Annotated in this window: 13 protein-coding genes and 1 pseudogene; 3 read left to right on the forward strand and 11 right to left on the reverse strand. The window is 35.2% G+C overall.

All coding sequences use genetic code 11. The annotated features are described in order from the left end of the window. Nucleotides 1-224: 224 nt before the first annotated feature. Nucleotides 225-575 (reverse strand): annotated as a pseudogene (locus tag HMPREF2767_RS08480) (hypothetical protein); the annotation flags it as partial. A 315-nt stretch (nt 576-890) separates the two neighbouring features. On the opposite strand from HMPREF2767_RS08480, the gene HMPREF2767_RS08485 reads away from it, so the two are divergent. Next, a complete protein-coding gene (locus HMPREF2767_RS08485) occupies nt 891-1,979 on the forward strand; it encodes a YkvI family membrane protein (RefSeq protein ID WP_070623970.1) in 1,089 nt (362 codons plus the stop codon). A gap of 134 nt (nt 1,980-2,113) precedes the next feature. Further along, the gene (locus HMPREF2767_RS08490) at nt 2,114-3,202 is read left to right on the forward strand and encodes a YkvI family membrane protein (protein ID WP_070623973.1); all 1,089 of its coding nucleotides are present in this window, start codon (nt 2,114-2,116) and stop codon (nt 3,200-3,202) included. Between the two features lie 56 nt (nt 3,203-3,258). Here HMPREF2767_RS08490 and HMPREF2767_RS08495 read toward each other — a convergent pair whose 3' ends face one another. The 10 genes from HMPREF2767_RS08495 to hflX all read right to left on the reverse strand — a co-directional run bounded on the left by HMPREF2767_RS08495 (nt 3,259) and on the right by hflX (nt 12,383). After that, a complete protein-coding gene (locus HMPREF2767_RS08495; protein ID WP_070457806.1) occupies nt 3,259-3,657 on the reverse strand; it encodes a type II toxin-antitoxin system HicB family antitoxin in 399 nt (132 codons plus the stop codon). 31 nt (nt 3,658-3,688) lie between these two features. Continuing rightward, the gene (locus HMPREF2767_RS08500) at nt 3,689-3,874 is read right to left on the reverse strand and encodes a type II toxin-antitoxin system HicA family toxin (protein WP_070457805.1); all 186 of its coding nucleotides are present in this window, start codon (nt 3,872-3,874) and stop codon (nt 3,689-3,691) included. Between the two features lie 101 nt (nt 3,875-3,975). After that, nucleotides 3,976-5,310: a protein adenylyltransferase SelO family protein gene (locus HMPREF2767_RS08505; protein WP_070623976.1), complete on the reverse strand. Its 1,335-nt coding sequence runs from the start codon at nt 5,308-5,310 to the stop codon at nt 3,976-3,978. 5 nt (nt 5,311-5,315) lie between these two features. Further along, nucleotides 5,316-6,092, reverse strand: coding sequence for an MFS transporter (locus tag HMPREF2767_RS08510; RefSeq protein ID WP_168162137.1), 777 nt, complete (start codon nt 6,090-6,092; stop codon nt 5,316-5,318). Further along, nucleotides 6,037-6,531 (reverse strand): MFS transporter, encoded by a 495-nt coding sequence (locus HMPREF2767_RS08645; RefSeq protein WP_083302109.1) that lies wholly within the window; start codon nt 6,529-6,531, stop codon nt 6,037-6,039. The genes HMPREF2767_RS08510 and HMPREF2767_RS08645 overlap by 56 nt, the downstream gene beginning before the upstream one ends. Nucleotides 6,532-6,585: 54 nt before the next feature. Next, a complete protein-coding gene (gene arcC, locus HMPREF2767_RS08515) occupies nt 6,586-7,527 on the reverse strand; it encodes a carbamate kinase (RefSeq protein ID WP_068128083.1) in 942 nt (313 codons plus the stop codon). 140 nt (nt 7,528-7,667) lie between these two features. Next, nucleotides 7,668-8,888: an allantoate deiminase gene (gene allC / locus HMPREF2767_RS08520; RefSeq protein ID WP_070623979.1), complete on the reverse strand. Its 1,221-nt coding sequence runs from the start codon at nt 8,886-8,888 to the stop codon at nt 7,668-7,670. Nucleotides 8,889-8,912: 24 nt separating this feature from the next. Beyond that, nucleotides 8,913-9,875 carry a 2-hydroxyacid dehydrogenase gene (locus tag HMPREF2767_RS08525; RefSeq protein WP_070623982.1) on the reverse strand — a complete coding sequence of 321 codons (963 nt, stop codon included), beginning with the start codon at nt 9,873-9,875 and terminating at the stop codon, nt 8,913-8,915. Between the two features lie 43 nt (nt 9,876-9,918). Beyond that, complete coding sequence (locus tag HMPREF2767_RS08530) at nt 9,919-11,160, reverse strand: methionine gamma-lyase family protein (RefSeq protein WP_070623985.1); 1,242 nt, start codon at nt 11,158-11,160, stop codon at nt 9,919-9,921. After that, nucleotides 11,157-12,383, reverse strand: a complete 1,227-nt coding sequence (gene hflX, locus HMPREF2767_RS08535) for a GTPase HflX (RefSeq protein WP_070623988.1) — start codon at nt 12,381-12,383, stop codon at nt 11,157-11,159. The genes HMPREF2767_RS08530 and hflX overlap by 4 nt, the downstream gene beginning before the upstream one ends. Before the next feature lie 102 nt (nt 12,384-12,485). Here hflX and HMPREF2767_RS08540 point away from each other — a divergent pair, with 102 nt between their 5' ends. Then, nucleotides 12,486-12,977 carry a thioredoxin domain-containing protein gene (locus HMPREF2767_RS08540; RefSeq protein ID WP_070623992.1) on the forward strand — a complete coding sequence of 164 codons (492 nt, stop codon included), beginning with the start codon at nt 12,486-12,488 and terminating at the stop codon, nt 12,975-12,977. Nucleotides 12,978-13,010 lie beyond the last annotated feature (33 nt).

Consider the following 13,010-nt stretch of genomic DNA (forward strand, 5'->3'; position numbering starts at 1 on the left):
TCGCAATAGTGAGGGCTTTTTTATGGTGTTGGTAATACTGTTTACTTTTTATTTCACAAAAGAAAACAATATGTAGTGTTTGAATATAAAAAAAAGATCGATGCGTTATGCACCGATCTTTATAATTGTAAATAAATATCATCTCTAATTCTATAAAAGAATTAGAAAAAAGAAGATGTACATATATTATAATATAAAATAATTTTGTTATCAATATTTACTGATTACTCCATTTCCATACCTCTACTACTCTCTAAATGTCTGTAATTTTGTAAATACTGTTTCTTACTTAATGGAATATTTTTCTCATGTTCTTGATAAGCATGTACATTTCTTCTTACTAACTCATCATTCCAATCTTTTACATTTACTCTTTTAGGTGGCACAGCAAAAAATATCCGCATTTCTCCGTGTTCACGGTGAACTAAATTATTTTCAATTTTATCTTGATTAAATTTTAATCCTGCTTCATCATTATCTACTGCATACACTACATTTGGTATCTTAACTGTGTTTTGACCGACTTCTAAAATCTGTTGATAGATTATACTTGGAGTGTTAATCCCTTGCATTGAAACATATTTTGAGTTTTATGTTAGTCCAATGAGTGAAGCATAGATAATTGCAGCAACCTCACTTTCAAAAAAGTAAATATTCTCTTACTTTAGACGGATCTTTCATCATATTATCTACCAATTGAAATAAACATTGTTTTCAATGTTTATCTTTTTTATTTGACATTAATGCGCTATCATTTTTCTAATTTCAGAGAAATATTACACTATGTAAATTATGGTTGTTTTATTTAACGTATAGTGTAATATCCTACTTTACATATAATCTACGTTCTGTATAATCGAAAAATGTATGTATAAAAGGGAGATGATACATTGAATATTAAAGAACTCTTAAAATTCGCGTTCGCATATTGTGGTATCGTCATCGGTGCTGGATTTGCGACTGGTCAAGAAATCATGCAGTTCTTTACTAATAACGGAATAATGAGTTTCGCAGCAATTACGCTCGCTGTTTTAATGGTTACTTTTGCATTTAGACAATCAGCAAAAGTTGGTTATTTATATGACGTTGAGTCACATGAGTTACCACTCATAAAATTATTCGGTAAATATTTTGGAACATTTTTAGATTACGCACTTATATTCTTTATGTATGTAACATGTTTTGTCATGATTGCTGGTGGTGGTAGTAACTTAAACGAAAGTTTCGGTATGCCAGTATGGGTTGGATCGATCGTTATGATTATATTAGTGTCTATTACACTGATGTTAGATTTTGATAAAATCATACACTTACTCGGTATCGCAACACCAATTCTTTTAATTATGGTTATCTTTATGACAATTTTCGCATTTATCAATGCAGACCTTTCATTAATAGAAGGTGCGAAATATGCGGACTCTACAGTACCACCTTGGAATGTTTGGTGGATTGATGCAACAGTATACGCTGGACTGATGTATGGCGTTGGATATAGTTTTATTACGATTATGGGATCAGATACGAGACTATACGAAGTCGTTAAAAGAGGTTCATTACTCGGTGGACTATTCGTTCTGATTTTAATGCTTTTATTAAATGGTGGATTACTATTAAATATGGATATTGCAGTCACGAGAGATATTCCAGCACTCGTCGTAGCAAACGCAGTGCATCCACTATTTGGATCTATCTACTCTATCGTGATTATCGTACTTATTTACAATACGGTAGTGGCACTTATGTATGCAGTACTCGTTAGATTCACTGAAGCTAAAAGTAAAAAATATGTCGTACTACTTAGTGTTTTAATGGTCGTTGCGTTCTTATTTACTCGCATCGGATTCGTTGAACTCATTAATATATTCTATCCATTATATGGTTATCTCGGTATCATTATCGGATTCGGATTCTTCGTATTATGGGTTAGAAAGAAAATACAACGTTCTCCGTATTACGACAATACAAATAGTGAAGAATAATTATCATTACCTATCCAATTATTTGGATAGGTTTTTTCGTGTAATTAAACGCCCTCAACAAAACAATAACAGTTAATATAATCTTTACATAATTCAACCGTATTATATAATAATCATGTATAGGAGATGGTTTTTTGAATATAAAGGAACTTTTAAAGTTTGCCTTTGCATATTGTGGTATCGTAATCGGTGCCGGATTTGCAACTGGCCAAGAAATTATGCAATTTTTTACAAATAATGGAATGGCGAGTTTCATATCTATTATTTTTTCTGTTTTAATTATGACGTTTATTTTTAGACAAATTGCGAAAGTCGGATACTTATATGACGTAGAATCACACGAATTACCGCTCAATAAATTATTCGGTAACGTGTTCGGACGTATACTTGACTATTCGCTCATATTCTTTATGTTCGTCACGAGCTTTATAATGCTAGCTGGTGGCGGTAGTAACTTAAATGAAAGTTTTGGAATGCCAACATGGGTCGGTACGATTGTATTAATTGTACTCGTCTCAATTACGTTAATGTTAGATTTCGATAAAATTATTAACTTACTTGGTATTGCGACGCCAATTCTTTTAATTATGGTAACAATTATGTCGATTTACGCATTTTCAACAGCAGATATGACACTTTCTGAAGGTGCAACTTATGCGGACTCTACAGTACCACCTTGGAACAACTGGTGGATTGATGCGATCGTATATGCCGGATTAATGTTCGGAGTTGGATTTAGTTTTATTACGATTATGGGTTCTGACACGAGATTATATGAAGTAGTAAAAAGAGGTTCGTTACTCGGTGGATTCTTTGTTTTAATTTTACTTCTACTAGTAAACGGAAGTTTATTACTGAACATGGATAGTGCAGTAACTAAAGACGTACCATCATTAGTTGTCGCAAACGCAGTACATCCAATTTTTGGATCTATATACTCGATCGTCATTATCGTACTTATCTACAATACAGTCGTTGCATTAATGTATGCGGTACTCGTTCGATTCACAAGTTTTAGAAGTAAACAATACGTCATTTTACTTGTCGTACTAATGATCGTATCATTCTTCTTAACACGTATCGGTTTTGTTACATTAATTAACATATTCTATCCATTATATGGATATTTAGGAATAATTATCGCAATCGGCTACTTTGTACTATGGGTGAGAAAGAAAGTTCAACGCTCACCGTATTACGACAATACAAATAGTGAAAAATAAAATAACACTCCTAAATTGGACGACCAGTTTAGGAGTGTTTGTTTATACTGAAAAACTTACTTAACACCAAGTTCTTCTTTTAGTGCACGTTGTAATGTTTGACTAAAATTAATGCCTTTTTCTTTACCTAATTCCACTAGATAATTTGGTAATGTCACCATTTTATTCACTGTTTTGTTTTCTTCTTTTATACGTAAAAGATGAGTATCTGCAACAATTAGTTGTAGTTGTTCATTGTCATTTAATAAAGGTTTTAGTTCAGAAAAATCAGTCGCATTTGGAATATAATCCCCGTCATCCTCCATTACTAACAGGTGCCCCTCTAATGCATCTTTTGCCATATAAATAGCATCCTCAATATCCTCACCAAATGTAAGAGCACCTGGTAAATCTGGAAACCTTACGTTATAGTTTTCATCTTCTTTTTCAAGAATTGCATAATAATGATATTTCATAGTAAGTCCTCCTAATTTATTTGCAAGCAGTCTATAAAAGCCCTGCTTGCTTTAAAATTGAACGCTCTGTACCTCGAGGTAAATCTTTTTTTGGATGAGGCACAGTTACTTTTCCTGGATTTGTATCATGTTTAAAATGGTAATGACTTCCAACGATTTTAACAAGATACCAACCCTCGTGCTCAATCTTTTTAATAACATCTTTTGATGAACTCATTAGATTTACCTCCTACAACAATTATAATATATGTTATAACATATGTAAAATATTTTGAGAATAAGAAAAGAACTACTTTAGCTCAGTAGTTCTATATCCTCTCACGTTCCACACGTCGTATAAAAGTCGTTGCCTCTCGACTCTTTTAAGTACTCTGGAACGTTGTCATTATATGGTTTTGTACTTGCCTTTAGCATTTCATGTACTTTATTGTAATCCCCATTTATTGCATCTTCTATCGCTTGCTCTACCGTATGATGTCTCGGCACAAACGATGGATTTTTTCGTTTCATTAAGTCATAATCTACGACGTGGTCACGATAATTTGGTGTAAATTCAAGTGTTCCTAAAGCGAGTTGTCTAAACGTATTTGTATAGTCGAGTTGTCTGTGTTCGATTTCCTTTAAAAATTCAATAATCATTTTTCGGTCGTTTTCATCGTTATAGTCAATATCTTCTATACCGATTTTTTCACCCATTAACGTAAACCATTTGCGGTTATAAAATTTAGGGAACTGATCGAGTACCGATTGTGCAATTTCAACCGCTTCTTTTTCATCGTCACTAAATAACGGAATCATTGCTTCACCGAGCTTGCTTAAATTCCAGTGCATGATTTTTGGTTGGTTGTGATAACGATATCTACCTTCTTGATCTATTTGACTAAATACTGCATCTTGATGATACGTTTCAAGGAAAGCACACGGTCCAAAGTCGATTGTTGAGCCGTCAATCGTTACGTTATCTGTATTCATAACCCCATGAACAAACCCTACACTTTGCCAATGTGCGACGAGTTCTGCTTGTTTTCTTACGACCATTTCAAAAAACATTTTATATTTTACGTTATCTTCTAGTTCATTAAAATATGGATAGTGCCTGTTAATTGAGTAATCGACGATTTCTTTTAAATACAGTTCTCCGGCTACCTTTCCAAATTGAATAGTCCCAACACGTAAATGAGAATTCGCAACTCGGATCAGTAATGCTGCTGTTTTATCGATTTCTCTTTCAGCTATTTCAGTCGTTTCTAATAACGCTAAACTTCTCGTAGTCGGTATATGAATGTTATATAAAAACTCTGAATAAATGTATTCTTTAATCGCAGCGTCAATTGGTAATAATCCGTCTCCACCACGAGAATATCTCGTTGGTCCACTTCCCTTTACAGCTATGTCTACAGATGAATTGTCTAATAATGTTTCGCCTATTATTATTTGTCTGCCGTCTCCTAAAATAACTGGGTTACCAAACTGATGACCAAAATAACTTTGAGAAAATGGTGTCTCTTGATTATTAAATAAATCCGATGCATTTTTAAAGTGAAATTTACGACCTAACGGTACGTTAAATAGTTTCTCTTTAAAATCATAATTTAATGACTCATGTGTTTCATAAAATATTTCACTGTTATTTAAATATGTGTAGCTATACATAGTTTCTACCTCTTTTTAAAAATCGTATCTTCGATTGTTTTATCTTCAGTGGCAATCATTAACGTTATAAATACCATTATACTTAACAGAATGAAAATATAAATATTAACGATTTCGTTTTGAATCTGATCTTGAATCATACCCATTAAGAGTGGCCCGCTCGCTGCGATAATGTAACCGACTGACTGAGAGAATCCGGACAACATCATGCTCCCGTCATATGTATTCGCCTTTAAAGAAAATAGAACCATACATGTTGAAAAAGCCGAACCTGCACTACTACCAATAAGAAGCATCGCAATTAGTAATACGATATTTTGTTGAACGAACATTAAACTAAAACCTGTAATGAAGCATATAAATATAATAATGACTGGTATTCGTTTGTTTTTTACACTTTCAACAAATTGAGGGAAAATAAACGCAATCGGGACTTGAATAAACTGTGCGAACATAAAGTAGTATCCCGCAGTTTTAAATGTCAACCCTTGTGCAACTAAAATTGTCGGAACCCAAGCGACGACGCTATAAAAAATCATAGATTGTAAACCGAAGCTAAGTGCGAGACCCCACGCTATTCTCGATTTTGTTATGTCTTTCACAGTGAGTGTAGGTGTATTCTCATCGACTCCTTTAGTATGATAAGTCGGTGCTTTTAATTGTTTAATCCAAAAAACAATCGCTAATAGAGCTAAAATAAGCCAAATCGATAATGATAATTTATAGTCATATCGACTCACCTCTGATAGTGGAACAGATAAACCACCTCCAACACCCGCCATACCGTTCATCCACAGCACCGTATAAGCCAGTGATAAGACCAATATGAAGCGGGAATTTTAGCTTCACATAACTCGGAATCGTCACGTTTCCAACTGCTATACCTAATCCGATAATAATTGTACCTAATATAAACCACTCGACACTCGATAAGTTTCGAATGACGAGACCACATAATATAAAAATTAAAGAATAAAATATAATCAAGTTAATAGAATATTTTCGTACGAGTCTCGGTATAAATGGTGACGCAATACCAAATATTAAGAGTGGTATCGTCGTGAGAAGTCCTGCGACTGTATTCGAAATATGTAATGAGGCTTTAATTTGATCGACTACAGGACCAACAGCTGTAATTGGTGCACGTAAAATCGATGCAACGAACATCAATGAAATAATTAGCATCCAATGCTCTTTTAAATCATATAATTTTCCACTCAATAGTATCCTCCTTAAACTAGAAAAACACAGCCAATAATTGGCTGTGTAATTATATTATAACGTAATATGAGTACCCGCTTCACCTGCTAATGCTTTAACCGCATCAGATAATGAACAAATAATCGATTCTTTTCCTTCACCTGATTTTGCAAAACCAATTGCTGCCTCTACTTTAGGAAGCATTGAACCTGACGCGAAGTGACCTTCTTCAATATATCGTTCCATTTCTTCGACAGTGACGCGTTCTAATTTTGTTTCGTTTTCTGTACCGTAGTTAATAAGAGCGTTCGGTACATCTGTTAAAATCATTAACTTATCTGCATCACTTTGTAGTGCAAGTTTAAGTGCTGAACGGTCCTTATCGATTACAGCGTCCACTCCGTGAATGACACCGTCTTCGTCACGCCAAACCGGAATACCCCCACCGCCTGAAGAAATAACGATCGATTGTTCAGAAAGTGTTTTAATTTCTTCGACACCGTGAATAAGTTTTGGTTCTGGAGATGGCACGACGCGTCGATATCCACGTCCTGCGTCTTCTTTCATGTCGTATCCGAGTTCTTCTTCCATACGTTTTGCTTCTTCTTCAGTGAAGAATACGCCGATTGGTTTAGTCGGATTTTGAAACGCTTCGTCGTCTTTGTCAACTTCAGTCATCGTGAGTAATGATACGACGTTTTTGTCGATATTTGCTTCTTTCAGCTTGTTTTTTAGTGCTTGCTCAAGCATGAATCCAATCATGCCTTGTGATTCAGCACTACTTACAAATACTGGCATCGGTTTAATGTCAGCTTTAGCCGCTTCATTTTGAGCAATAATAAGACCAACTTGAGGTCCGTTACCATGAGTAACGATAATTTCGTGTCCTGCTTTGATGAGGTCAACCATACTCGTCGCTGCGCTATACACGTTTTCGTACTGGTTCTCGTAAGTTGGCTCTTGTTTTGGTTGTAAAATTGCGTTACCACCTAATGCTAAAACTACTTTTTGACTCATTCATACCACTCCTGATTAAATATTTAATTGATGCCATATGGTCACTCACATTTGACGTAAGATTTAATTTATACAGCATTTTTATTTTATCAAAACTTTCTTTATGAATAAATAAGTAATTTTAGTGATTTCATATCTTTTTAATACGCTAATTTATACAACGCTTTTGCTAAAACTTCAATCCCTTTAACTAAATCTTCAATATCTGTGTCTTCTTCGACGTTATGAGATAATCCACCGATAGATGGTACGAACAACATACCTGATGGTACAAACTGTGAAAATATTTGTGTGTCATGACCTGCGCCTGAAACCATAAACTTATAGTTCCCTGATGTTACTTCTTTTGCAGAATCTTCGATTGTTTTTATAATTTCTTCATTCATCAATGTCGGTTGTTCATCTAAATGAAGTGTAATCGTCGCTTCTAATCCATTTTTTGTAGCAACTTCTTGAATCGTATCTTCGACAATTTTACTAAAGTGATTTAATTCCTTTTCGTCTATATGACGCGTGTCTACACTAAATTCAATTTCACCTGGGACAACGTTCGTGACATTTGGAACGAGGTTTACTTTACCAAACGTAATGACAAGTGGATCTCCAATCTCTTTAGCTTTCTGATTTAGTCTTTGTACGATTTCGCTAAATGAAACAACTACATCTTTTCTATAACCCATCGGTGTTGTTCCAGCATGGTTTGCTTCATCTTTTAAGTTTATGTAATATCGTTTAAAACCAACAATACCTGTAACGACACCGATTTGTTTTTGTTCTTTTTCTAGCACTTGACCTTGCTCAATATGAATTTCTATCCACGCTTTAATGTCGTTTCGTACTGAGTCGTCTGTTCTAAAGTCAAAACCTGATTGTCTCATCGCATCGACAAAATTAACGCCTTCAGAGTCTGTGAGTCCTTTTACAATTTCGTTATCTTGGATGTTAAAGAAGTTTTTACTGCCCCAAAATGCAATTGGGAAACGGCTACCTTCTTCTTCAGCGAGTGCGAGCACTTCAATATTTTTCTTAGGTTGTCCGTACTTTTCTTTTAAGTAAAGAATCGCTGTAAGTCCTGCGAGAATTCCGTATTGCCCGTCGAGATGACCACCTTCAACGACAGTGTCGATATGAGATCCCGTTAAGATCGTCTCATCGCTGTTTACTCCAACGAGTTTACCTGAAACGTTACCGATAGAGTCTTGAACGACCTCTAATCCGTGATTTTCAAACTCTTTAATGAGGGCATTGACGGCAGCATTCCACTCATCTGTATATAATAATCGTGTAATCCCACGTGGTTCTAAACCACCAAAACGAGAAAATTTTTCATCTAACTTTATAAACGTTGAACGAATATCCATATATCATGCCCCTAATTAAATCATTTAGTTCATTAAGTTTTGAGGATTTCCTTCTAAAAACTTAATCGTGTTTTCAAATGCGATTTTTGCTCTTAACTCCATCGCTTCATCTGTTAAGAATCCGACGTGTGGTGTTAATACTGTGTTTTTTGCATTTAATAATTTGTAGTCCCCTGGAATTGGAGGTTCCATATCATATACGTCGATTCCTGCTCCAGCGATTACATCGTTATTTAACGCATCTGCTAAAGCATCGTTATCAACGACTGGTCCACGCGCACAGTTAATTAAAACGGCACTTTCTTTCATCTTTTCAAATTCTTCTTTACCGAGTAAATGATGCGTATCTTTCGTTGCTGGTACGTGTAAAGTAATGATGTCTGACTGTTTTAACATGTCATCTAAGTCCATATACTCCATACCGAGTTCTAATGCTTCAGGTTTTTCACTCGAGCCGTTATACGCGATTAAGTTCGCTCCAAACGCTTTAAATAGCTTTGCAGTTTCTAAACCGATTTTACCTGTTCCGATAAAACCAACTGTTTTTCCTTTAATTTCTCGACCTTGGAAAGCACCAGGGAAGTTTTCAGCTTTTCTCGTATCACTGTCTCCTTCAGTGATTTTTCTGAATACGTCTAACGTTAAACCGACCGCGAGTTCAGCAACAGCTGTATTAGCATAACCTGCAGCGTTACTTAAAAGAACTTTTTCTTTCGTATTTGCGTCATCTAATTCCACGTGATCGACACCTGTAAATGCAACGTTAATGTATTTTAAGTTCTCATTTTGTTCGATTGCTTCTTTTGGATATGGATTGTTCGCAATCATAATAACGTCAGCGTCTTTACTACGCTCGATTAATTCATCTTTATCCGTCGTTTTCTCGTTGTAATACACAAAATCGTGACCTTTTTCTTTAATCGGTGCTGCGAGTTTTTCCACCATTTCGTCCGGTATGTTTAGAGGTTCTAATAATTTAACTAACATAGTACTATTCTCCCTTCACAATTCGATATACCCTTAAGCGTTTCTATATAATCCCTTTCTCACTCCAGTGAGTAAGAACTTTTTCTAACGCGTATTTAACGTGCTCGTATACTAAGCCACCTTGCATAAATGCGATATATGGTTCCCTCACTGGCCCATCTGCAGATAATTCTAAAGATGCACCTTGTATAAATGTTCCTGCTGCCATAATGACTGGATGTTGATAGCCTGGTATTAAATCTGGAATCGGTAAAAATTTAGAGTTTACAGGACTCGCGCTTTGTACCATTTGTATAAATGAAATCATTTCTTCTTCAGTGTTAAACTGAATGCTTTGTATTAAGTCAGTACGTGTTTCATCGAATAGTGGATCTGTACGATACCCTAATTTCGTTAACACGTGACTCGTGAGTAGCGCTCCATTTAAACTTTCGATTACAGCGTGTGGCGCCATAAATAATCCTTGGTACATATCGAGTAATACTTCTAGTGACGCACCCATTTCTTTACCGATACCTGGGACTGTTAACCTGTAACTAACACGTTCAATTAAATCTTTACGACCAACGACGTATCCACCCATTTTAGCAAGTCCACCACCTGGGTTTTTTATTAAACTTCCAGCAGCGATATCCGCACCGACTTCAATCGGTTCTCTACGTTCTACAAATTCACCATAACAGTTATCGACAAATACGATAATATTTGGATGACGTTCTTTAATCCTTTTTATAACCGCTTCAATTTGTTCGATCGTTAACGATTTTCTCGTCGAGTATCCACGTGAACGCTGAATACCGATTACTTTCGTATTGTCTTTAATGTTATTTAAAATCGCATCGATATCGAACGCTTTATCGTCAATTAAATCGACGTAATTAAAATCAATGCCGAGTGCTTTCATACTTCCGACGTCTTCCTCACTATCTCCGATTACTTTTTCTAACGTGTCGTACGGCCAACCCGTAATGTATAATAACTCGTCACCACGTTCTAATAACGATAAAAGGCTGAGAGAAATCGCATGTGTACCTGAAATAATTTGCGCGCGTACGAGCGCATCTTCCGCTTTAAAAATATCTCTATAAATATCTTCTAATTTGTCACGACCCGTGTCGTCATACCCGTAACCGGTAGTTCCAGTAAAGTCACTTTCCATGACGGAGTGATCGTTAAATGATTGCATCACTTTTTTAAAGTTGTCGTATGCAATTTGTTTATTCTGTTTTACAAGTGGTTCTATTGCTATTTCTGATTGCTTAATAATCTCTAATGCGTGTGTCATTGTTTCTCCTTTAAAATCTCTTGAACGATACTTATATCTTTTGTGTATCCTTCAATTTTGTATACTTCTAAAGACTCGTCAAACGCTTCTTTCGTCACGTACGTTCTTTGTTTTAAATCATACAATTCGTTGATTTTACTCGGTTCAATATTTCTATTATACGCTTCATAATGCTTTTTGATTCCGTCTTCTAAACAGTTTAACAGCGTACGTTTTTGCATAAATTTATTGACGATAAAATACATTTCCTCTGTCAATAAGTTTAAATTCGGATTTAAGTCACTTTTATTGAATAGTACAATGACCGGAATGTGTGACATATCGAGCTCTTTTAATAGAGCGATCACCGTATTAAAATGGGCGTCGATATATTTTGAGTTGTTATCGATGACGTGAATTAAAAAGTCACTGTCTCGTGCTTCTTCTAGCGTAGATTTAAAACTTTCAACGAGCGTCGTCGGTAATTTTTGAATAAACCCAACCGTATCTGTCAAAATCGCATTAAAACCATTTTGAAATTCTAACTTTCTCGTCTTCGGATCGAGTGTTGCGAATAATTGGTTAATTTCTTTCGTGTCCGCTTCAGTAAGTGCGTTAAACATCGCAGATTTCCCGGCGTTCGTATATCCTATCAAACTAAATTTAGTGACACTACTACGATTTCTTTGATCGCGGTAATTTTGTCTCGTATTTTCAATCGTCTTTAGTTCTTTTTTAATCTCTTTAATACGTCTATTAATATGTCGTCGGTCGGTTTCTAATTTCGTTTCCCCAGGACCTCTCGTTCCGATTCCCCCACCAAGACGAGATAAGTTAATACCTTGTCCTCGAAGTCTCGGGAGTAAATACTCAAGCTGAGCGAGCTCGACTTGTAGCTGTCCTGCTTTCGTATTTGCACGTAAACTAAATATGTCTAAAATGACTTGTGTTCGATCGAGAACAGACGTATCGAGTATACTTTCAATATTTCTATTTTGTGATGCTTTAATTTCATCGTTTACGATGACGTAATCAAGTGTGTCATACATCGCTTTAACTTCTTCTAAAAAGCCACTTCCGACATAGTAACGTGTGTCGACTTCTTGGCGATTTTGAATGTGCGTATTTAATATATTAATGCCGATAGATTCAGCTAAAACCTTTAATTCAGATACTTCACTTTCAATGTCTTCAGTCTCTTTTGTATTGACGGCGATAATGATGCCTGAAAATTGTTGCTCCAACTTGTGTCACCTCCAAATTTTAAAAAATATTATCTGTTTTGTGTTTAACGTCAGTGTTTTAAGTGAATATAAGTAAGGCGAATAGATAAGGGTGATAATTAAATGGTACGTGAGTTTTACGATTTAAAAACAAGAGATATCCATAAAAACTTAATAAAAATGTCCGATTATAAAGATCATGTTGTACTAATTGTTGCGATGGCGAGTAATATCGACCGTTTTAATGATTTAACGATGCTAGAGAAACTCTACAGCAACTTAAAAGATCAAAGATTAGAAGTTCTTCTATTTCCTACAGATCAACTCGATGAAAAAGAAACACTTCGCTCTACTGAACTCGACCATGCGTTACATCAAGCATTTGCCATCGATTTACCGTTAATGGAAAAAGTAGATGTAAAAGGTGATACGAAACATCCGATTTTTAGTTACTTAACTGAAGGTAAATTTAAAATGTTTAAAAACGATGTGAAACGAAACTTTACGATGTTCGTCGTTTCTAGAACAGGTGAAATCGTTAAGCGACTCAATCACGATGTGAATTACGAAAGTCTATATAATATAATCGAACCATACTTAGAAGAAAGTGTATAGTAAAAGTCTCATTGATTTATGATCAATGAGACT

Source organism: Nosocomiicoccus sp. HMSC067E10 (assembly GCF_001810835.1).
Taxonomy (GTDB): Bacteria; Bacillota; Bacilli; order Staphylococcales; family Salinicoccaceae; genus Nosocomiicoccus; species Nosocomiicoccus ampullae_A.